Here is an 18,971-nt window from a genome sequence, read left to right on the forward strand (position 1 = left end):
TGGATTTATTGGTTTTGGCAGGGTTGTGGATAACGTGCCTTGCGCTCCAGATCGTCGAGGTCGATATGGTTGCGCATGTACTGCTGGCTGGCGTCTACCAGCGGCTGGTGATCCCAGCTCTTGAGTTTGCCCAGTGTCAGCGCCTCGTATACCAGGCGCCGGCGGCGCTGGCTGGCGAGCACTTGCTGGTGGATCGCGGGCATGTCCCATTTGGCTCGCGCCTCGACCAGGAAGGCGTCGAACAGCGCACGGTGGGCCGGCGACTGGCTGAGTTCTTCCTGCTCACGGGGGTCGTTGTGTACATCGAACAGCAGGCAAGGATCGTCCTCGCTGTAGATGAATTTGTAGGCGCCCCGGCGAATCATCATCAGTGGGCCGATGGTGCCTTCGGCCATGTATTCGCCGAACACCTCGTCATGCCCGCCCTGCCCTTGCAAGTGCGGGACCAGCGAGCGGCCATCCAGGGGCAGGTTGGCGTCGAGTTCACCGCCGGCCAGCTCCACCAGGGTCGGCAACAGGTCGGCAGTGGACACCGCCGCACTCACCCGCCCGGCCTGGAATTGCCCCGGCGCACAGACCAGTAGCGGCACCCGAGCGGCCATTTCAAACCAGTGCATTTTGTACCAGAGCCCACGCTCGCCGAGCATGTCGCCGTGGTCGCCGGAGAACACAATGATGGTGTCCTCGGCCAGGCCAGTGTCCTGCAGGGTTTGCAGGAGTTTGCCGACATTGCTGTCGATGTAGCTGCAGGCACCGAAGTAGGCGCGCCGCGCATCGCGGATCTTATCCACAGGCAGCGGCTTGTCCCACAGGTCGTAGACCTTGAGCAGGCGCTGGGAATGGGGGTCCAGCTCGGTCTGGGCCGGGGTTGTAGGCATTGGGATGTCACTGTCGTCGTACAGATCCCAGAACGGTTTGGGAATGGTGTACGGGTCGTGGGGGTGGGTCATGGACACCGTGAGGCAGAACGGCTGGTCGCCGTCCTCGCGAATATGGTCGAACAGGTACTGCTGGGCCTTGAACACCACCTCTTCGTCGAAATCCAGCTGGTTGGTACGCACACACGGGCCGGCTTGCAGCACCGACGACATATTGTGATACCAGGTGGGGCGCACGTCGGGCTCATCCCAGTTCACCGCCCAGCCGTAGTCGGCGGGGTAGATATCGCTGGTGAGGCGCTCTTCATAGCCGTGCAGCTGGTCGGGCCCGCAGAAATGCATCTTGCCCGACAGCGCCGTGCGATAGCCGAGGCGGCGCAGGTAGTGGGCGTAAGTCGGGACGTCGGCGGGGAAATCCGCCGCGTTGTCGTAGGCGCCGATCTTGCTCGGCAACTGGCCGCTGACCAGGGTAAAGCGCGACGGCGCGCACAGCGGGCTGTTGCAGTATGCAGCGTCGAACACCACGCCCTGGGCGGCGAGGCGGCTCAGGTTGGGCAGTTTGATCGGCGAAGGCCCGTAGAACGGAAGCAACGGCGCGGCCATTTGATCGGCCATGATGAAAAGAATGTTCTTGCGCTTCATGGTCTCTCGGCATTCCATAGTCAGTGTTTATGCGATTGAGCATGCAGGCCATGGAAACCGTGGTAAAGCCCATGAAAAGCAATGTCTAGGATAAGCACCGCTTATGTATAAAGCCCTGGGTAACCTGTCGCTGGATCTGTTGCGGGCCTTTGAAGCCGCCGCCCGTCATCGCAGCTTCACCGCGGCGGCCATGGAGCTGGGCACCACCCAGCCGGCTGTCAGCCAGCAGATCAAGCGCCTGGAAGAACAACTGGCGGTGCGCCTGTTTGATCGCATCTACCGTGGCATCGAACTGACGGACGCGGGCATGCTGCTGTTCGAACATGTTCAGGCCGGGTTGCAGAGCATTGATACGGGCCTGGGCGCGATCACAGAGCAGGACCAGCACGAAGTGTTGCAAGTGGCGACTGACTTCGCCTTCGCTGCCTATTGGCTGATGCCACGTCTGCATCGCTTTCACGAAGCCAACCCACAGGTGGATGTGAGCCTGGTCACCAGCGAGCGCAACCACGCGACCTTGCGCAGTGATATCGATGTGGCGGTGTTGTTTGGCGATGGGCGTTTTCGCCAGGGCCACAGCCAGTGGTTGTTCAACGAGGAAGTGTTCCCGGTGTGCAGCCCGCAACTGCTCAAGGGCCGCACTGCACCCCTGTCGCTACAAAGCCTGCAGGAACTGCCGCTGTTGCACCTGCGCCAGGAAAACAACAGCCAGTGGTTCGACTGGAACGGGGTGTTTCGCGAACTGGGGATCACCGCCGCACCAACCCCGGGGCCGCTGCGTTTCGACAATTACACCCTGCTGATCCAGGCGGCGATTGCCGGCCAGGGTGTGGCCATCGGCTGGCGCCATCTGGTGGATAACCTGCTGGAGCAGAAGTGGTTGTGCCGGCCGATTGGCGACACGGTGATCTCGCGCTTTGGATATTACGTGGTGTTGCCCCAGCGCAAGCGCCGCGGGCAGCTGATCGAACGGTTTGTCGAGTGGCTGGCGGCGGAGCAGGCCAGCAGCGCGCAGCCCCTGGCCGGGCTGGCCCTGCCGTCGATTGCGGTCTAGGATCGGCCGATCAACGAGTCCGGAGCCTGTCATGCAACGTATCAAGGGCTACCACGCCCATATCTACTTCGACGCCAGTACGATCGACCAGGCGCGCACGCTGTGTGAAGACGCGGCGGCCATCTTCCCGCTGCGCATGGGGCGCATGCATGAGCGCCCGGTGGGCCCGCACCCGGATTGGAGCTGCCAGCTGGCGTTCGACCCGCAGTACATCGGCGTGGCGCTGCCGTGGCTGGCGCTCAATCGCAATGGGTTGGTGGTGTTTCTGCACCCGGATACCGGCGATGACCTGAAGGACCACACCGACTACGCGATCTGGATGGGGGCCATGCGCCCGTTGGATCTGTCGATTTTTTAACCAGTTACTGTCAGCTGAATCCTCACGTTCCTGTGCGATGAAAAGTACGGGGGCGTGGGGATTTTCTTTATCTTGTTCCACTATATGGGATTGATATTTATATATTGAGATATTTCAAACCTTAGGTTTATAGTCGGCCATCTGTCACATTCCAGGTGAAGCGATGCCGGCGCAATTGATCGCGCTCGATTGGGGTACCAGTTCCCTTCGTGCTTATAAGCTCGGCCCCGGTGGCCAGGTCCTCGAACAGCGCTCGCTGGCGTCGGGGATCATGCATTTGCCCAGCGAACCACGGGTGATTGCCGGCATTCACTGCAGCGATGGGTTTGAACTGGCGTTTGATGACGCCTGTGGCGACTGGCTGGCTGCCCAGCCCGATCTGCCGGTGATTGCCTGCGGCATGGTCGGCAGCGCCCAGGGCTGGGGCGAAGCGGCCTATCGCAAGACGCCGGTCGACGTCGCCAGCCTCGGCCAGGCCCTGCACAAGGTACGCAGCCTGCGCGGTGTCGATGTGCATATCGTGCCCGGCGTGATCGAGCAGGTTGGCTTGCCCAACGTGATGCGCGGCGAAGAAACCCAGGTGCTCGGCGTGCTGCAAAGCCTGCCAGCCTGCGCTGAGTTATTGATCGGCCTGCCCGGCAGCCATTCCAAATGGGTCGAGGTGGTCGAAGGCCGCATCACCCACTTTGACACCTTCATGACCGGTGAACTGTTCGCGGTGCTGAGCACGCACAGCATTCTGGGGCGCACGCAAAAGAGCGCCGGGCAGTTCCAGGCCCAAGCGTTTGATCGAGGCGTGCACGTGGCGCTTTCAGCGGATGGCCAGCGTGGGGTGCTGTCGACCCTGTTCAGCGCGCGCACCCTCGGGTTGACCGCTGAACTGACCCCTGAGCAGCAACCCGACTACCTGTCCGGCCTGCTGATCGGCCATGAACTGGCCGGCTTGCCCGACCGTGCACGCATCCCGTCGATCATCCTGGTCGGCGCCAACGCCCTCTGCGCCCGTTACCAGCGCGCCCTCGCCCTGTGTGGTTTCAGCCACGTCAGCCTCGCGCAAGAAGCAACTCAGCGCGGCCTGTGGCAACTGGCACTGGCCGCCGGGCTCATTCAACCTGCAATCGAGGCCTAACATGCTCAAGCAAGCACTCACTCAAAACGGTTTGATCGCGATCTTGCGGGGCTTGTGCCCGGATGAGGCCGCAGCTGTCGGCCAGGTGCTGTACCAGGCCGGGTTCCGGGTGATCGAAGTGCCGCTCAACTCGCCCGATCCCTACACCAGCATCCGCACCCTGCGTGAGACGTTGCCCGCCGATTGCCTGATCGGTGCCGGCACCGTGCTGACGCCCGAGCAGGTGGAGCGGGTGAAGGCGGCGGGTGGCCAGGTGATCGTTATGCCCCACAGTGATGCCAAGGTGCTGCGCGCCGCAAAAGCCGCGGGCCTGTACCTGTCGCCCGGGGTCGCGACGCCCACCGAAGCTTTCGCCGCCCTGGCCGAAGGTGCCGATGTGCTGAAGCTGTTCCCGGCCGAGCAAATGGGCCCGGCGGTGGTCAAGGCCTGGCTGGCGGTGCTGCCGGCCGGCACGGTCCTGCTGCCGGTGGGCGGGATTACCCCGGACAACATGCAAGTGTTCGTCGACGCCGGGGTCAAGGGCTTTGGCCTGGGCTCCGGGCTGTTCAAGCCCGGCATGAGTGTCGAGCAGGTGGCGAGCCGTGCCCAGGCGTATGTCGCTGCCTGGAACGCCTTGAACTGAGTGTGCCTGGCGCCCAGGCGCTGCATCCGACAAGAGAGATAAGCAGATGAAAATCACCAAACTGACCACCTTTATCGTGCCGCCGCGCTGGTGCTTCCTCAAAGTGGAAACCGACCAGGGTGTGACCGGTTGGGGCGAGCCCGTGGTTGAAGGCCGCGCCCACACCGTGGCGGCCGCGGTCGAGGAGCTGTCCGACTATTTGATCGGCAAAGACCCACGCAATATCGAAGATATCTGGACCGTGCTGTATCGCGGCGGCTTCTACCGGGGCGGTGCGATTCATATGAGCGCCCTGGCCGGCATCGACCAGGCCTTGTGGGACATCAAGGGCAAGGCCCTCGGGGTGTCGGTCAGCGACCTGCTGGGCGGCCAGGTGCGGGACAAGATCCGTGTCTATTCGTGGATCGGCGGTGACCGCCCGGCTGACACCGCCCGTGCGGCCAAGGAAGCCGTGGCCCGTGGGTTTACGGCGGTGAAGATGAATGGCACCGAGGAGCTGCAGTTTCTCGACACCTTCGACAAGGTCGACCAGGCCCTGGCCAACGTCGCCGCCGTGCGCGATGCGGTCGGCCCGAATGTCGGCATCGGCGTGGACTTCCATGGCCGCGTGCACAAGCCCATGGCCAAGGTGCTGATGAAAGAGCTGGACCCGTACAAGTTGATGTTTATCGAAGAACCGGTGCTCAGCGAAAACTACGAAGCGCTCAAGGAGCTGGCGCCCCTGACCAGCACCCCGATTGCCTTGGGTGAGCGGCTGTTCTCACGCTGGGACTTCAAGCGCGTGCTCAGCGAAGGCTACGTCGACATCATCCAGCCGGATGCGTCCCATGCCGGCGGCATCACCGAAACCCGCAAGATCGCCAACATGGCCGAAGCCTACGACGTGGCCCTGGCCCTGCACTGCCCGCTGGGGCCGATTGCCCTGGCGGCGTGCCTGCAGCTGGACGCGGTTTGCTACAACGCGTTTATCCAGGAGCAAAGCCTGGGCATTCACTACAACGAGAGCAATGACCTGCTCGACTACGTGCGCGATCCGGGAGTTTTTGATTACGACCAAGGCTTCGTGAAGATCCCCAACGGGCCGGGCCTGGGGATTGAGATCAACGAGGAATACGTGATCGAGCGCGCGGCCATTGGTCACCGCTGGCGCAACCCGATCTGGCGGCATGCCGATGGCAGCTTTGCCGAGTGGTGATTTTCACCTGATGGCACGTGGTCAGTGTGGGAGCTGGCTTGCCTGCGATAGCAATCTTAAATGTTCCGCCGCCATCGCAGGCAAGCCAGCTTCCACTTTCAACCCGGTAGCCGTTAACCGACCTCAATAAACATAATAAGAGGCTCCCCCATGCACCCTGAAACCCTCACCGGGCAGGCGTCTTTAGTCACGCCCAGCCGCAAGCGTTACTTCATCATGGTCCTGCTGTTTATCACGGTGGTGATCAACTACCTGGACCGCAGCAACCTGTCAATTGCCGCGCCAGCCCTGACCAGTGAGCTGGGCATCGACCCGGTGCATGTCGGGCTGATTTTTTCGGCGTTCGGCTGGACCTATGCCGCCATGCAAATCCCCGGCGGCTGGCTGGTGGACCGGGTGCCGCCGCGCATTCTGTACACCGCCGCCCTGCTGTTATGGTCGATTGCCACGGTGATGCTGGGCTTTGCTGCGAGCTTTATCGCGTTGTTCGTGTTGCGCATGGCGGTGGGTGCCCTGGAAGCGCCGGCTTATCCGATCAACAGCCGGGTCGTCACCAGTTGGTTTCCCGAGCGCGAGCGTGCCACGGCCATTGGTTTCTACACGTCCGGGCAGTTCGTCGGGCTGGCGTTCCTCACCCCGGTGCTGGCCTGGTTGCAGCACCACTATGGCTGGCACATGGTGTTTATCAGCACCGGCGCGGTGGGCATCCTCTGGGCGCTGGTGTGGTACGCGGTGTACCGCGAGCCGCGGGACTTCAAAGGGGTCAATAGCGCAGAAATCGAGCTGATCCGCGCAGGCGGCGGCCTGGTGGACCTGGACGCACAAACTGCCAAGCGCAAGGCGCCCTTCAGTTGGGTCGACCTGGGGATCGTGCTGAGCAAGCGCAAGCTGTGGGGCATCTACCTGGGCCAGTTCTGCCTGAACTCGACCCTGTGGTTTTTCCTGACATGGTTCCCGACCTACCTGGTGAAATATCGCGGCATGGACTTCATCAAGTCCGGCCTGCTCGCCTCGCTACCCTTCCTCGCGGCCTTTGTCGGGGTGTTGTGTTCCGGGCTGTTTTCCGACTGGCTGATCCGCCGTGGCACCTCGGTGGGGTTTGCGCGCAAGTTGCCGATCATCAGCGGCCTGCTGATTTCCACGGCAATCATTGGCGCCAACTTCGTCGATTCGACGCCACTGGTGATTGCGTTCCTGGCGGTGGCGTTTTTCGGCAACGGCCTGGCGTCGATCACCTGGTCGCTGGTCTCGACCCTGGCGCCGGCGCGGCTGTTGGGGCTGACTGGGGGAGTGTTCAATTTCATCGGCAACCTGGCGGCGATCACCACGCCGATCGTCATTGGCTTTCTGGCCACGGGCGATTCGTTTGCGCCGGCGATTACCTACATTGCGGTGCTGGCGCTGCTGGGGGCGCTGTCCTACATACTGCTGGTGGGCAAGGTCGAGCGCATCGAGCTCAAGGAATAGATACCTATCCGCTAGGGGCCTGTGGCGAGGGAGCTTGCTCCCGTTGGGGCGCGAAGCGGCCCTAAAATGGGACTGCTACGCAGTCCAACGGGAGCAAGCTCCCTCGCCACAACAGCCCGCTTGCCCAGAGCAAGAATCTTACTTGCGAGCGTTACGCACACCTTCCGACAGCGCTGCACACAGGCTCAACACCCCGTCAATCGCTTGCTGGTCGTTGCTGGCATTGGCGATGTGGTCGATCAGCGCCGACCCCACCACCACACCGTCCGCCAGGCGGGCGATGGCGGCGGCTTGTTCCGGGGTGCGGATGCCGAAGCCGATGCTGATCGGCAGGTCGGTATGCCGGCGCAGGCGGCCGACGGCTTCTTCCACGTGCTCCAGGGTGGCGGCACCGGCACCGGTCACACCGGCCACCGACACGTAGTACACAAACCCGGAGCTGCCGTTGAGCACGGTGGGCAGGCGCACATCGTCAGTGGTTGGCGTGGTCAGGCGGATAAAGTCGATGCCCGCGGCCTGGGCCGGGTCGCACAGTTCGCTGTTATGTTCCGGTGGCATATCGACCACGATCAGGCCATCGACGCCGGCCTCTTTTGCGTCACTGATAAACCGTGGCACGCCGTACATGTGGATCGGGTTGAAGTAGCCCATCAGCACCAGCGGTGTATCAGTGTTGCCCTTGCGGAACTCGCGCACCATCTGCAGGGTTTTCGCCAGGTTCTGCTTGGCGCCCAACGCACGGATATTGGCCAGCTGGATCGCCGGGCCATCGGCCATGGGGTCGGTGAAAGGCATGCCCAGTTCGATCACATCGGCGCCGGCTGCCGGCAAGCCCTTGAGGATCGCCAGGGAGGTGTCATACCCCGGGTCGCCAGCGGTAACGAAGGTCACCAGGGCGGCGCGGTTTTGTTCCTTGAGTTGCGCAAAGCGGGTTTGCAGGCGGCTCATCAGTGTTTCTCCTGCTTGGCGGTTTCCATATGGTGCATAACGGTCTGCATGTCCTTGTCGCCACGGCCTGACAGGTTGACCACCATCAGGTGATCCTTGGGCAGGGTCGGGGCGCGCTTGAACACTTCGGCCAGGGCGTGGGCGCTTTCCAGTGCCGGAATAATCCCTTCCAGGCGGCAGCATTTGTGGAAGGCGTCGAGGGCTTCGTCGTCGGTTACCGAGGTGTACTGGACGCGGCCAATGTCGTGCAACCATGCGTGCTCAGGGCCGATGCCGGGGTAATCGAGGCCCGCAGAGATCGAGTGGGCGTCGATGATCTGGCCGTCGTCGTCCTGCAACAGGAAGGTACGGTTGCCGTGCAGCACGCCCGGTACGCCGCCATTGAGGCTGGCCGCGTGCTTGCCGGTTTCGATGCCGTAGCCGGCGGCTTCAACACCAATGATCTCCACGCTGGTGTCATCGAGGAACGGGTGGAACAGGCCCATGGCATTCGAGCCACCGCCGATGCACGCCACCAGGCTGTCCGGCAGGCGGCCTTCCTGGGCTTGCAACTGGGTGCGGGTTTCCTTGCCGATCACCGCCTGGAAGTCGCGCACCATCGCAGGGTATGGGTGCGGGCCGGCCACGGTGCCGATCAGGTAGAAGGTGCTGTCGACGTTGGTTACCCAGTCGCGCAGGGCTTCGTTCATCGCGTCCTTGAGGGTACCGGTGCCGGCGACCACTGGGATCACTTCGGCACCCAGCAGCTTCATGCGAAACACGTTGGCCTGCTGGCGCTCGATATCGGTGGTGCCCATGTAGATCACGCATTGCAGGCCAAACCGCGCGGCGACGGTGGCGGTGGCCACGCCGTGCATGCCGGCGCCGGTCTCGGCGATGATGCGTTTTTTGCCCATGCGCCGCGCCAGCAGGATCTGGCCGATGCAGTTATTGATCTTGTGCGCGCCGGTGTGGTTCAGCTCTTCACGCTTGAGGTAGATCTTGGCGCCGCCGCAGAACTCGGTCAGGCGCTCGGCGAAATACAGCGGGCTTGGGCGTCCGACGTAGTCGCGCTGGAAGTAGGCCAGTTCTTCGTTGAAGGCCGGATCGACTTTGGCCGCTTCGTATTCGCGGGCCAGGTCGAGGATCAACGGCATCAGGGTTTCCGCCACGTAGCGGCCGCCGAACGCGCCAAACAGGCCGTTGGCATCAGGGCCGTTGCGTAAATCGGTCTGGGACTGAGTCATGGTGCGCTCCAGGATGAAGAGGTGGGAGAGGCAATGACGGCCACTCTACCCCTGACGCTGTACCGTGAAAACCGATAAGATCGCCGCAACCTGTCAGGAAAACTCACAGATGAGCCGAGACCTTCCACCCCTTAACGCCCTGCGTGCGTTCGAAGCCACTGCCCGCCTCAACAGCGTCAGCCAGGCTGCCGAGCAATTGCATGTGACCCACGGTGCCGTCAGCCGACAACTGAAAGTGTTGGAAGAACACCTTGGGGTGAGTCTTTTCGTCAAGGATGGGCGTGGCATTAAACTCACAGATGCCGGGGTGCGGCTGCGCGATGCCAGCTTCGAGGCGTTCGAGCGCCTGCGGGATGTGTGCGGGGAACTGACCCAGAGCAGCGCTGATGCGCCGTTTGTTCTCGGCTGTTCCGGCAGTTTGCTGGCGCGCTGGTTTATTCCACGGCTGGGGCGCTTGAATGCGGATTTGCCGGATTTGCGCCTGCATCTATCAGCGGGCGAAGGTGATCTTGACCCCAGACGGCCGGGCTTGGATGCCTTGCTGGTGTTTGCCGAGCCGCCGTGGCCGGCCGATATGCAGGTGTACGAGTTGGTCAGCGAGCGGATCGGCCCGGTGATGAGCCCGCACTTTGCCCATTACCAGGCCCTGCGCCAGGCGCCCGCCCAGGCCTTGCTGGGTGAAGCCCTGTTGCACACCACCTCGCGCCCGCAAGCCTGGCCCAATTGGGCGCAGCACCATGGCATCGACGCCAGCGCGCTTAAGTACGGCCAGGGTTTTGAGCATTTGTATTATTTGCTGGAGGCGGCCGTAGCGGGCCTGGGGGTGGCGATCGCACCGCAACCGCTGGTGGCGGAGGACGTGCGTGCCGGTCGCCTGGTTGCGCCGTGGGGTTTTAGTCAAACCCCGGCGCAACTGGCGTTGTGGCTACCCAAGCGCGCCGCGGATGGGCGCGCCCGGCAGTTGGCGCAATGGCTCAAGGCTGAGCTTGCGCGCCAACCGGTTTAGTCACCGCGTTTGCACAGCAGGTAGGCCGCCAGCAGGCCCAGTGCGCCAACGGCAACGCCGGCGGTGGTCCAAGGGTGCTCCTGGGCATAGTCACGGGTGGCAACCCCGGTTTCGCGGATTTTCACTTTGCTTTCTTCGTAGGCATCGCTGATCAGATGGCGGGAGTGCTTGAGGGCATTCTCGGCATTGCTTTTCAGGGCCTTGAGGGTTTTGCGCGACTCGTCGGATGCATCGTCCTTGAGGCTCTCAAGGGATTTGAGCAGGCTCGAAATCTCGGCTTCCATGCTTTCCAATGACGCTTTGCGTAAAGAGGTGTTGGCCATGTGGGCTCTCCTGGAGTGAATGAGTAACGTGTGTTGATTCCGACTGCGGGGGTTTCAGAAAGTGCAGTAAATCTGAACTTTCAGGTGAGAAGAGTCGCCAGAAGCAGTACGAAGAATCACTGCTAGGCTGTATTCATCGACCCAGGAGAGCACTCATGACTGATCATCACACCTACAAAAAAGTCGAACTGGTGGGCTCGTCCCCAACCAGCATCGAGGACGCCATCAACAATGCCCTGGCCGAGGCCAACAAGAGCATCAAGCACCTGGAGTGGTTTGAGGTCACCGAAACCCGTGGCCACATCAAGGACGGCAAGGCCGCGCACTTCCAAGTGACCCTCAAGGTGGGCTTCCGTATTGCCAATAGTTGATCGGCACGGTTGAACTTGCACGCTGGCCGATTGCCATAACCTGCGCTACACCCTTTGGGCGCCGATACCCTGCGTGTCGGCGTACATTTTTTGATCAGCGCAAGGAAAGTAACGGATGAAAAAGTTTCTGTTAGCGGTAGGTTTGTTGAGCCTGGCAGGTACAGCCCTGGCGGCTGGCAAACCTTGTGGCGAGCTGAAAAGCGAAATCGACGCCAAGATCCAGGCCAATGGCGCTTCCGGGTACACCCTGGAAATTGTCGATAAAGGCAGCGCAACCAACGGCGAAGTGGTCGGCAGTTGCGAAGGTGGTACCAAGGAAATCGTCTACAACCGCGGGTGATCCCGTGGTAGCAACCAACTGTGGGCGTTGTCGAGCCTCGCCAAGGCTCGACAACGCCCACAGGGGTTTTAGCCCTTCATCACTTGTGCCAGCAGCTCGTAGGAATGAATCCGATCAGCATGCTCGTACAGGTCGCAGGTAAAGATCAGCTCATCGGCACCGGTCTGCTCGATCAACACCTCCAGCTTGGCGCGAATCTTCGCCGGGCTCCCCACCATTGCCAGGCCTAGAAAACTACCTACCGCGTCTTTCTCATGGGGCAGCCACAGGCCGTCCATGCTGTCGACTGGCGGGCGCTGGACCAGGCTTTGCCCACGCATCAGCGCGAGGATCCGTTGGTAGACCGACGTGGCCAGGTAATCGGCCTGTTCATCGGTATCGGCGGCCACCAGCGGCACCCCGAGCATCACATAAGGCTTGTCGAGCACCGCCGAAGGCTTGAAGTGATTGCGATAGACGCGAATCGCCTCATGCATCATGCGCGGTGCGAAATGGGAGGCGAAGGCGTAGGGCAAACCGCGCTCGCCGGCCAGTTGGGCGCTGAACAGGCTGGAGCCGAGCAGCCAGATCGGGACGTTGGTGCCGGTGCCCGGCATGGCGATCACCCGTTGGTCGGGGGTACGCGGGCCCAGGTAGGCCATCAACTCGGCCACACCTTCCGGGAAGTCATCGGCGCTGCCGGAGCGCTCGCGGCGCAAGGCGCGGGCGGTCATCTGGTCGGAGCCGGGTGCGCGGCCCAGGCCCAGGTCGATCCGGCCGGGGTAGAGGCTCTCCAGGGTGCCGAACTGTTCAGCGATCACCAGTGGCGCATGGTTGGGCAGCATCACGCCGCCTGCGCCGACCCGGATGGTCGAGGTGCCGCCGGCCAGATAGCCCAGCAGTACCGAGGTCGCGGAGCTGGCGATGCCATCCATATTGTGGTGCTCGGCTACCCAGAAACGGGTGTAGCCGAGCTTTTCCACATGCTGGGCCAGGTCCAGGGAATTGCGCAGCGACTGCGCCGGGCTGCCATTGGCGCGCACCGGTACCAGGTCGAGGGTCGAGAACTTTACATCGGACAGTGGTTTCATAAGCCTGCTTCTCCATAGGGGCGCAGGCTTGTGACGAACCAAAACCTGCCGCTTCATGTGCATGTTCTATGCAATGTGGGCATATACCCGAGATTCAATAGTGGGCATGAAATTTCCTACTAATCCACTTGGTTTTTCCGACGGGGTGAACTTTGCCAGAGGTTCTATCCTCAGAACCTTACTGATGCACAACCACTGCTTGGGAGATCGCTATGAGTATCGTGAAAAAAGCCTCCGCACACTGGGAAGGCGACCTGAAAACCGGTCTGGGCTCTATCTCGACCGAAACCGGCGTACTGCGCGAAGCCCCCTACGGCTTCAAGGCACGTTTCGAAGGCGGCAAGGGCACTAACCCTGAAGAACTGATCGGCGCGGCCCATGCCGGTTGTTTCTCCATGGCCTTTTCCATGATTCTCGGTGATGCCGGGCTCAAGGCCGACAGTATCGACACCCAGGCCGAAGTGACCCTGGACCAGGTGGACGGTGGTTTTGCGATCGCAGCGGTTCACCTGATCCTCAAGGCCAAGATTCCCGGCGCGAGCCAGGCGCAGTTCGATGAACTGAGCAAGAAGGCCAAGGAAGGATGCCCGGTGTCCAAGGTGCTGAATGCCACCATCACCCTGGATGGCACCCTCGTCAGCTGACCCTGCGCAGGTCCAATGTGGGAGCGGGCTTGCTCGCCCCCCACATTTTGTTCTGCGTTAAATCAGAACTCGCGTTTCGCAAATGTGGTCTCATACCCATGCAGCCTTTGGCGCACACCCGTGCGCAGCGCATTTAGGGAGCTTCACACATGAAACGTTTTGCCTTGGCGATTATCTGCGGTGTTTTGGCCACATCGGCAATGGCCGCACCGAAAGACTGTGAAGAGCTCAGGAAAGAGATTGAAGTCGGCCTACAGGCCAAGGCAATCCCGTCCTACACCCTGGAAATCATCACCGCCGAAGAAGCCAAGAATCATGACGAAGCCATGATCGTCGGCTCCTGCGAAAACGGCACCAAGCGCATCATCTACCAGCGCAACGATGACTGATCAGGGAATGCAGTTGATGCTGCGTTCCTCGGCCAGCAACTGACGCTGGGCGTCATACAGCCGGATGTTCGGGGTAAAGCCCAGCGAGCGCCCTTCCAGGCGGTAGCGTTGGCCGGCCTGGAACTGGTCATATTGCAGGGTGATAAAACAGGTGCGCTCCTGGGGCTGGTTCAGCCCGCCACCCAGGCCCGCCCCGGCATACACTTCAAAATCAAAACGCACCATCAACTCATGGCTGCCCGCTGGCACCTGGAAGTAGCGCCCATCGTCCAGGGCCTTGCCGTCCAGGCGTTGCGCCATGACCAGCTTGGCGCCCGGCGTCGGCGTGGCGAAATCGACCCAGGCCTGTTGCGGGTCGGCGGACGGGATTGGCGCGGAGGTACAGGCGCTGAGAAAAATCGCCGCCAAGGGAAGCAGGAGCTGACGCATAGTGGGCACTCAACCGTAGGAATGGTATGAGCATAACCCCTGCCGGCCAGTTAGTCTGGCGGGCCAATGACTCTGGAGCGGTTTGACATGGTGTGGCGTTTCTTGGCGGGGCTGATGTGCCTGTGGCTCGGCGGTTGCTCCAGTGTCAGCTACTACAGCCAGCTGGCCAGCGGCCAATGGCAGTTACTGCAGGCGCGGCAGCCGGTGGCCGAAGTGATTGCCGATCCGACGCGCCCGCAAGTGTTGCGTGAGCATTTGGCGCACTCCCAGAAGGCGCGCACCTTCGCCAGCCAACAGTTGCACCTGCCTGACAATCAGAGCTATCGCCTGTATGCCGATATCGGCCGGCCGTATGTCGTCTGGAATGTCTTCGCTACATCAGAATTTTCCTTGTTACCCCAGAACCATTGCTTCCCGATTGCCGGATGTGTGGCCTACCGTGGTTATTACACTCAGGGTGCGGCGCGGGGCGAGGCGGCGTTGTTGCAACTGCGTGGCATGGATGTGTCGATTGGCGGGGTCGAGGCCTATTCCACCCTCGGCTGGTTCGATGACCCGATCATGAGTTCGATGATGCGTTGGGGTGAAGAGCGCCTGGCCACGGTGATTTTTCACGAGCTGGCGCACCAGCGCTTTTATGTGAAGGACGACACCGAGTTCAATGAGTCGTTTGCCACCTTCGTCGAGCAGGAAGGCACCCGGCAATGGCGCGCGGCCCGTGGCCTGGCGCCTGCGAGTGAATCGACCTTGAAGCAGCGCGACCAGTTTATCCAGTTGATCCTCGACACCCGCAGCCGCCTGGAGCGCCTGTATGCGCAGCCGTTGGCCGCCGATGCCATGCGCCAGGCCAAGGCCGCCGAGTTCGAGCGCTTGCGCAGTGATTATCGGCAGATGCGCGACAGCCAGTGGGGCGGCGACAAGCGTTATGACGCCTGGATCAATCAGCCGATGAACAATGCGCGGTTGTTGCCGTTTGGGCTGTATGACCAGTGGGTGCCGGCGTTTGCGGCGTTGTTCCGCCACGAGGGTGGGGATTGGCTGAGGTTCTACGGTGCCGTGGAGCAGTTGGGGCGCTTGCCGGTGGAGCAGCGCAAATTGGCGTTGCGGCAGTTGGAGGGGCGTGACCTTTAGGGCCCCATCGCAGGCAAGCCAGCTGCCACATGTTGATGTGTGAACACCGCCAATGTGGGAGCGGGCTTGCCCGCGATAGCGGTCTCAAGCCCGCCGCAAAAACGCCTGATGCATCTCGTCCAGCGTCTCAAAATGCCAGCGCGGCGCTTCAGCACTCAACTCTGCAAAACTGCCAAACCCATACCCTACCGCCGCTGCATCCAGGCCATTGCTACGTGCGCCGATCAGGTCGTGCTTACGGTCGCCGATCATCAAGGTACTGGCCGGGTCCAGCCCTTCCTCGTGCATCAAGTGGGCGATCAGTTCGACCTTGTTGGTGCGCGTGCCGTCCAGCTCACTGCCGTAGATCACCTTGAAGTGCTTGGCGAAATCGAAATGCCGGGCGATCTCCCGGGCAAATTCCCACGGCTTGGAGGTGGCCACATACAGCTGGCGACCCTGGCCATTCAACGCTTCCAGCAATGGCATGACCCCGTCGAATACCCGGTTTTCATAGAGCCCGGTGACCTTGAAGCGTTCGCGATAGAAATTCACCGCCTGCCACGCCCGGGCCTCGTCGAAATCGTAGAACTGCATAAAGGCCTGCAGCAACGGCGGGCCGATAAAGTGTTCAAGCTTGGTCAGGTCCGGCTCATCAATGCCCAGCTTGGCCAAGGCGTATTGGATCGAGCGGGTGATGCCTTCCCGTGGGTCGGTCAGGGTGCCGTCCAGGTCAAATAGAACCGTCTGGTAATCCAGGGTCATTGGTCGAATCCCTCTGCCAGGTGCAGGTCCTTGAGCTTCACGTAGTTCGCGGCGCTATAGGTGAAAAAGGCGCGTTCCTTGTCAGAAAGCGCGCGAACTTGTTTAACCGGGCTGCCCACATACAAAAAACCGCTTTCAAGTTTCTTGCCCGGCGGCACCAGGCTGCCGGCACCGATGATCACATCGTCTTCAACCACCGCGCCGTCCATCACAATGCTGCCCATGCCGATCAGGATGCGACTGCCGACGGTACAGCCATGCAGCATGACCTTGTGGGCGATGGTCACGTCGTCACCGATCAGCAACGGGAAACCGTCAGGATTGAAAGGGCCGGCGTGGGTAATGTGCAGCACGCAGCCATCCTGCACGCTGGTGCGCGCGCCGATGCGGATACGGTGCATGTCGCCGCGAATCACCGTCAGCGGCCAGACCGAGCTGTCGGCGCCGATTTCGACATCGCCGATCACCACCGCCGAAGCATCGACGAAAGCCCCGGCGCCGAGGGTTGGCGTGTGATTCTGATAGGTGCGAAGGGTCACGATAGCCTCTCTCTGTTTGGTTGATAGCTGCGGTGGACGTTGATTGTAATTAAGATGGCCCCATCTTTGTCTTACCTGTTTCTTCAGCCAAGGTGCCAACCGTGAGCGCGAACAACCCTCTTTTGCAGTCCTACGACCTGCCGCCGTTCTCGGCGATCCGTGCCGAGCACGTCCAACCGGCCATCGAACAGATCCTGGCAGACAACCGCGTCGCCATCGAAGGCATCCTGCAAAGCCAGGGAAAAAATCCGACCTGGGCTGGCCTGGTCCTGGCCATGGATGAACTCAACGACCGCCTGGGCGCGGCCTGGAGCCCGGTCAGCCACCTCAATGCCGTGTGCAACAGCGCCGAACTGCGCGAAGCCTATGAGGCCTGCCTGCCGGCATTGAGCGCCTATTCCACCGAGATGGGCCAGAACCGCGAGCTGTTCCAGGCCTTCGAAGCCCTGGCCAACAGCCCGGAAGCGGCCGGTTTCGACGTGGCGCAAAAAACCATTCTGGAGCACGCGCTGCGCGACTTCCGCCTGTCGGGTATCGACCTGCCGCCTGAGCAGCAGAAGCGCTATGCCGAGGTGCAGAGCAAACTCTCCGAACTGGGCAGCAAGTTCTCCAATCAATTGCTCGACGCCACCCAGGCCTGGACCAAGCACGTCACCGACGAAGCCACCCTGGCCGGCCTGACCGACTCAGCCAAAGCGCAAATGGCTGCTGCGGCCCAGGCCAAAGGCCTCGACGGCTGGCTGATCAGCCTGGAGTTCCCCAGCTACTACGCGGTGATGACCTACGCCCACGACCGCGCCCTGCGTGAAGAAATCTACGCGGCCTACTGCACCCGCGCGTCGGACCAGGGCCCGAATGCCGGTCAGAACGATAACGGCCCGGTGATGGAACAGATCCTCGACCTGCGTCAGGAATTGGCCCAACTGCTTGGCTTCGCCTCTTTCTCCGAACTGAGCCTGGCCACCAAAATGGCCGAATCCAGCGACCAGGTACTGAGTTTCCTACGTGACCTGGCCAAGCGCAGCAAGCCATTTGCCACCCAGGACCTGCAGCAGCTCAAGGCCTACGCTGCCGAACAAGGCTGCGCCGACCTGCAAAGCTGGGACAGCGGTTTCTACGGTGAAAAACTGCGTGAACAGCGCTACAGCGTGTCCCAGGAAGCCCTGCGTGCCTACTTCCCGATCGACAAAGTGCTGGGCGGGCTGTTTGCCATCGTCCAGCGCCTGTACGGCATCGAGATCGCCGAGCAAAAAGGCTTCGATACCTGGCACCCGGATGTCCGCCTGTTCGAAATCAAGGAAAACGGCCAGCACGTCGGCCGCTTCTTCTTCGACCTGTATGCCCGCGCCAACAAGCGTGGCGGTGCCTGGATGGACGGCGCCCGTGATCGTCGGCGTACCGCCGAGGGTGTGCTGCAAAGCCCGGTGGCCAACCTGGTGTGCAACTTCACCCCGGCCGACAGCGGCAAGCCTGCCCTGCTGACCCACGATGAAGTCACCACCCTGTTCCACGAATTCGGTCACGGCCTGCACCACCTGCTGACCCGCGTCGAACACGCGGGCGTGTCCGGTATCAACGGTGTGGCCTGGGATGCGGTGGAGTTGCCGAGCCAGTTTATGGAGAACTGGTGCTGGGAGCCGGAAGGCCTGGCGCTGATTTCCGGTCACTATGAAAGTGGCGAAGCATTGCCCCAGGACCTGCTGCAAAAAATGCTCGCGGCGAAGAACTTCCAGTCCGGCCTGATGATGGTGCGCCAACTGGAATTCTCGCTGTTCGACTTTGAGCTGCACGCTACCCACGGCGATGGCCGCAGCGTGGCGCAGGTGCTCGAAGGCGTGCGCGACGAGGTGTCGGTGATGCGTCCTCCGGCCTACAACCGCTTCCCCAACAGCTTCGCGCATATCTTCGCCGGTGGTTACGCGGCGGGGTACTACAGCTACAAGTGGGCCGAGGTGTTGTCGGCGGATGCCTTCTCCAAGTTCGAAGAAGACGGCGTGCTCAATGCCGAGACTGGCCGGGCGTTCCGCGAGGCGATCCTGGCCCGTGGCGGTTCCCAGGCGCCGATGGTGCTGTTCGTCGACTTCCGCGGACGCGCACCGTCGATTGACGCACTCTTGCGCCACAGCGGCCTGAGTGAGGACGCAGCAGCATGAGTGACGGGCCTGTGATCACCAAAAAGCAATTTATCGCCGGGGCCGTGTGCCCGGCGTGCAGCGAGCCGGACAAGTTGAAGATGTGGACCGAAGACAATGTGCCCCATCGCGAATGCGTGGCCTGCGGCTATACCGACACGCTCAACGACCAGGGTTTGTCGGTGCCCAAGGAATTGGGCACGCGGGTCAATACCTCGGCGTTGAAAGCGCCGGCGGACCCCAAGGTGCAGGCGGTGCAGTTCTTCCCTAATCCGAAGCTGAAAAAAGACTGACGGGCCTTACTCCGTCCAACCTGTGGGAACAGGCTTGTGTA

At 61.8% G+C, this 18,971-nt stretch carries 22 protein-coding genes; 14 read left to right on the forward strand and 8 right to left on the reverse strand.

Going from position 1 to position 18,971, the window contains the following annotated elements; genetic code table 11:
* Nucleotides 1-5: 5 nt before the first annotated feature.
* Nucleotides 6-1,520, reverse strand: coding sequence for a choline-sulfatase (betC, locus tag HBR93_RS13195; protein ID WP_115127082.1), 1,515 nt, complete (start codon nt 1,518-1,520; stop codon nt 6-8).
* Nucleotides 1,521-1,623: 103 nt separating this feature from the next.
* On the opposite strand from betC, the gene HBR93_RS13200 reads away from it, so the two are divergent.
* From HBR93_RS13200 to HBR93_RS13225, 6 genes are all read left to right on the forward strand, one after another.
* Complete coding sequence (locus tag HBR93_RS13200) at nt 1,624-2,574, forward strand: LysR family transcriptional regulator (protein WP_115127083.1); 951 nt, start codon at nt 1,624-1,626, stop codon at nt 2,572-2,574.
* Nucleotides 2,575-2,605: 31 nt separating this feature from the next.
* Nucleotides 2,606-2,932 (forward strand): DOPA 4,5-dioxygenase family protein, encoded by a 327-nt coding sequence (locus tag HBR93_RS13205; RefSeq protein ID WP_057444830.1) that lies wholly within the window; start codon nt 2,606-2,608, stop codon nt 2,930-2,932.
* A gap of 163 nt (nt 2,933-3,095) precedes the next feature.
* On the forward strand, nt 3,096-4,061 hold the full coding sequence (locus HBR93_RS13210; protein ID WP_169960456.1) for a 2-dehydro-3-deoxygalactonokinase: 966 nt from the start codon (nt 3,096-3,098) through the stop codon (nt 4,059-4,061).
* A 1-nt stretch (nt 4,062) separates the two neighbouring features.
* Nucleotides 4,063-4,683, forward strand: coding sequence for a 2-dehydro-3-deoxy-6-phosphogalactonate aldolase (locus HBR93_RS13215; protein WP_169960457.1), 621 nt, complete (start codon nt 4,063-4,065; stop codon nt 4,681-4,683).
* 46 nt (nt 4,684-4,729) lie between these two features.
* Nucleotides 4,730-5,878, forward strand: coding sequence for a galactonate dehydratase (gene dgoD, locus HBR93_RS13220; RefSeq protein WP_032857121.1), 1,149 nt, complete (start codon nt 4,730-4,732; stop codon nt 5,876-5,878).
* A 150-nt stretch (nt 5,879-6,028) separates the two neighbouring features.
* Nucleotides 6,029-7,345 carry an MFS transporter gene (locus HBR93_RS13225; protein WP_057957887.1) on the forward strand — a complete coding sequence of 439 codons (1,317 nt, stop codon included), beginning with the start codon at nt 6,029-6,031 and terminating at the stop codon, nt 7,343-7,345.
* A 138-nt stretch (nt 7,346-7,483) separates the two neighbouring features.
* Here the strand turns inward: HBR93_RS13225 and trpA are convergent, their stop codons facing one another.
* Together trpA and trpB are read right to left on the reverse strand one after the other, a co-directional pair.
* Complete coding sequence (trpA, locus tag HBR93_RS13230) at nt 7,484-8,293, reverse strand: tryptophan synthase subunit alpha (protein ID WP_057439273.1); 810 nt, start codon at nt 8,291-8,293, stop codon at nt 7,484-7,486.
* A complete protein-coding gene (gene trpB / locus HBR93_RS13235) occupies nt 8,293-9,519 on the reverse strand; it encodes a tryptophan synthase subunit beta (RefSeq protein ID WP_057957888.1) in 1,227 nt (408 codons plus the stop codon). The genes trpA and trpB overlap by 1 nt, the downstream gene beginning before the upstream one ends.
* 109 nt (nt 9,520-9,628) lie before the next feature.
* Between trpB and HBR93_RS13240 the strand changes: the two genes are divergently transcribed.
* Nucleotides 9,629-10,525 carry a LysR family transcriptional regulator gene (locus HBR93_RS13240; protein WP_057439271.1) on the forward strand — a complete coding sequence of 299 codons (897 nt, stop codon included), beginning with the start codon at nt 9,629-9,631 and terminating at the stop codon, nt 10,523-10,525.
* Here HBR93_RS13240 and HBR93_RS13245 read toward each other — a convergent pair.
* A complete protein-coding gene (locus HBR93_RS13245) occupies nt 10,522-10,848 on the reverse strand; it encodes a DUF883 family protein (RefSeq protein WP_003170746.1) in 327 nt (108 codons plus the stop codon). The genes HBR93_RS13240 and HBR93_RS13245 overlap by 4 nt on opposite strands.
* A 155-nt stretch (nt 10,849-11,003) precedes the next feature.
* Here HBR93_RS13245 and HBR93_RS13250 point away from each other — a divergent pair, with 155 nt between their 5' ends.
* Both HBR93_RS13250 and HBR93_RS13255 read left to right on the forward strand, forming a co-directional pair.
* Nucleotides 11,004-11,219, forward strand: coding sequence for a dodecin (locus tag HBR93_RS13250; protein WP_057439270.1), 216 nt, complete (start codon nt 11,004-11,006; stop codon nt 11,217-11,219).
* Between the two features lie 115 nt (nt 11,220-11,334).
* Complete coding sequence (locus HBR93_RS13255; protein ID WP_057439269.1) at nt 11,335-11,559, forward strand: DUF1161 domain-containing protein; 225 nt, start codon at nt 11,335-11,337, stop codon at nt 11,557-11,559.
* A gap of 68 nt (nt 11,560-11,627) precedes the next feature.
* Here the strand turns inward: HBR93_RS13255 and HBR93_RS13260 are convergent, their stop codons facing one another.
* On the reverse strand, nt 11,628-12,629 hold the full coding sequence (locus tag HBR93_RS13260) for an LLM class flavin-dependent oxidoreductase (protein WP_169960458.1): 1,002 nt from the start codon (nt 12,627-12,629) through the stop codon (nt 11,628-11,630).
* A gap of 212 nt (nt 12,630-12,841) precedes the next feature.
* Here HBR93_RS13260 and HBR93_RS13265 point away from each other — a divergent pair, with 212 nt between their 5' ends.
* Both HBR93_RS13265 and HBR93_RS13270 read left to right on the forward strand, forming a co-directional pair.
* Nucleotides 12,842-13,273 (forward strand): OsmC family protein, encoded by a 432-nt coding sequence (locus HBR93_RS13265; RefSeq protein WP_169960459.1) that lies wholly within the window; start codon nt 12,842-12,844, stop codon nt 13,271-13,273.
* A gap of 149 nt (nt 13,274-13,422) precedes the next feature.
* Nucleotides 13,423-13,662: a DUF1161 domain-containing protein gene (locus HBR93_RS13270; RefSeq protein WP_057439267.1), complete on the forward strand. Its 240-nt coding sequence runs from the start codon at nt 13,423-13,425 to the stop codon at nt 13,660-13,662.
* Here the strand turns inward: HBR93_RS13270 and HBR93_RS13275 are convergent, their stop codons facing one another.
* Nucleotides 13,663-14,091, reverse strand: a complete 429-nt coding sequence (locus HBR93_RS13275) for a hypothetical protein (protein ID WP_169960460.1) — start codon at nt 14,089-14,091, stop codon at nt 13,663-13,665. It abuts the gene before it with no gap.
* A gap of 87 nt (nt 14,092-14,178) precedes the next feature.
* On the opposite strand from HBR93_RS13275, the gene HBR93_RS13280 reads away from it, so the two are divergent.
* Nucleotides 14,179-15,222 carry an aminopeptidase gene (locus tag HBR93_RS13280; RefSeq protein ID WP_169960461.1) on the forward strand — a complete coding sequence of 348 codons (1,044 nt, stop codon included), beginning with the start codon at nt 14,179-14,181 and terminating at the stop codon, nt 15,220-15,222.
* An 84-nt stretch (nt 15,223-15,306) separates the two neighbouring features.
* Here HBR93_RS13280 and HBR93_RS13285 read toward each other — a convergent pair whose 3' ends face one another.
* Both HBR93_RS13285 and HBR93_RS13290 read right to left on the reverse strand, forming a co-directional pair.
* On the reverse strand, nt 15,307-15,966 hold the full coding sequence (locus tag HBR93_RS13285) for an HAD family hydrolase (RefSeq protein WP_057957890.1): 660 nt from the start codon (nt 15,964-15,966) through the stop codon (nt 15,307-15,309).
* Entirely contained in the window at nt 15,963-16,505 is a 543-nt protein-coding gene (locus tag HBR93_RS13290; RefSeq protein WP_057439265.1) for a gamma carbonic anhydrase family protein, read from the reverse strand. Before HBR93_RS13290 ends, HBR93_RS13285 begins: the two co-directional genes overlap by 4 nt.
* Before the next feature lie 101 nt (nt 16,506-16,606).
* Here HBR93_RS13290 and prlC point away from each other — a divergent pair, with 101 nt between their 5' ends.
* Together prlC and HBR93_RS13300 are read left to right on the forward strand one after the other, a co-directional pair.
* On the forward strand, nt 16,607-18,658 hold the full coding sequence (gene prlC, locus HBR93_RS13295) for an oligopeptidase A (protein ID WP_057439264.1): 2,052 nt from the start codon (nt 16,607-16,609) through the stop codon (nt 18,656-18,658).
* The gene (locus HBR93_RS13300; protein ID WP_057439263.1) at nt 18,655-18,930 is read left to right on the forward strand and encodes a YheV family putative zinc ribbon protein; all 276 of its coding nucleotides are present in this window, start codon (nt 18,655-18,657) and stop codon (nt 18,928-18,930) included. Before prlC ends, HBR93_RS13300 begins: the two co-directional genes overlap by 4 nt.
* Nucleotides 18,931-18,971 lie beyond the last annotated feature (41 nt).

The organism is Pseudomonas sp. WS 5411 (assembly GCF_012985595.1).
Taxonomy (GTDB): Bacteria; Pseudomonadota; Gammaproteobacteria; order Pseudomonadales; family Pseudomonadaceae; genus Aquipseudomonas; species Aquipseudomonas shahriarae.

Excerpts from the sequence above, each read along its gene's own strand:
- betC (WP_115127082.1), bottom strand. The coding sequence starts at position 1,520 with ATGAAGCGCAAGAACATTCTTTTCATCATGGCCGATCAAATGGCCGCG.
- HBR93_RS13200 (WP_115127083.1), top strand. The coding sequence starts at position 1,624 with ATGTATAAAGCCCTGGGTAACCTGTCGCTGGATCTGTTGCGGGCCTTT.
- HBR93_RS13205 (WP_057444830.1), top strand. The coding sequence starts at position 2,606 with ATGCAACGTATCAAGGGCTACCACGCCCATATCTACTTCGACGCCAGT.
- HBR93_RS13210 (WP_169960456.1), top strand. The coding sequence starts at position 3,096 with ATGCCGGCGCAATTGATCGCGCTCGATTGGGGTACCAGTTCCCTTCGT.
- HBR93_RS13215 (WP_169960457.1), top strand. The coding sequence starts at position 4,063 with ATGCTCAAGCAAGCACTCACTCAAAACGGTTTGATCGCGATCTTGCGG.
- dgoD (WP_032857121.1), top strand. The coding sequence starts at position 4,730 with ATGAAAATCACCAAACTGACCACCTTTATCGTGCCGCCGCGCTGGTGC.
- HBR93_RS13225 (WP_057957887.1), top strand. The coding sequence starts at position 6,029 with ATGCACCCTGAAACCCTCACCGGGCAGGCGTCTTTAGTCACGCCCAGC.
- trpA (WP_057439273.1), bottom strand. The coding sequence starts at position 8,293 with ATGAGCCGCCTGCAAACCCGCTTTGCGCAACTCAAGGAACAAAACCGC.
- trpB (WP_057957888.1), bottom strand. The coding sequence starts at position 9,519 with ATGACTCAGTCCCAGACCGATTTACGCAACGGCCCTGATGCCAACGGC.
- HBR93_RS13240 (WP_057439271.1), top strand. The coding sequence starts at position 9,629 with ATGAGCCGAGACCTTCCACCCCTTAACGCCCTGCGTGCGTTCGAAGCC.
- HBR93_RS13245 (WP_003170746.1), bottom strand. The coding sequence starts at position 10,848 with ATGGCCAACACCTCTTTACGCAAAGCGTCATTGGAAAGCATGGAAGCC.
- HBR93_RS13250 (WP_057439270.1), top strand. The coding sequence starts at position 11,004 with ATGACTGATCATCACACCTACAAAAAAGTCGAACTGGTGGGCTCGTCC.
- HBR93_RS13255 (WP_057439269.1), top strand. The coding sequence starts at position 11,335 with ATGAAAAAGTTTCTGTTAGCGGTAGGTTTGTTGAGCCTGGCAGGTACA.
- HBR93_RS13260 (WP_169960458.1), bottom strand. The coding sequence starts at position 12,629 with ATGAAACCACTGTCCGATGTAAAGTTCTCGACCCTCGACCTGGTACCG.
- HBR93_RS13265 (WP_169960459.1), top strand. The coding sequence starts at position 12,842 with ATGAGTATCGTGAAAAAAGCCTCCGCACACTGGGAAGGCGACCTGAAA.
- HBR93_RS13270 (WP_057439267.1), top strand. The coding sequence starts at position 13,423 with ATGAAACGTTTTGCCTTGGCGATTATCTGCGGTGTTTTGGCCACATCG.
- HBR93_RS13275 (WP_169960460.1), bottom strand. The coding sequence starts at position 14,091 with ATGCGTCAGCTCCTGCTTCCCTTGGCGGCGATTTTTCTCAGCGCCTGT.
- HBR93_RS13280 (WP_169960461.1), top strand. The coding sequence starts at position 14,179 with ATGGTGTGGCGTTTCTTGGCGGGGCTGATGTGCCTGTGGCTCGGCGGT.
- HBR93_RS13285 (WP_057957890.1), bottom strand. The coding sequence starts at position 15,966 with ATGACCCTGGATTACCAGACGGTTCTATTTGACCTGGACGGCACCCTG.
- HBR93_RS13300 (WP_057439263.1), top strand. The coding sequence starts at position 18,655 with ATGAGTGACGGGCCTGTGATCACCAAAAAGCAATTTATCGCCGGGGCC.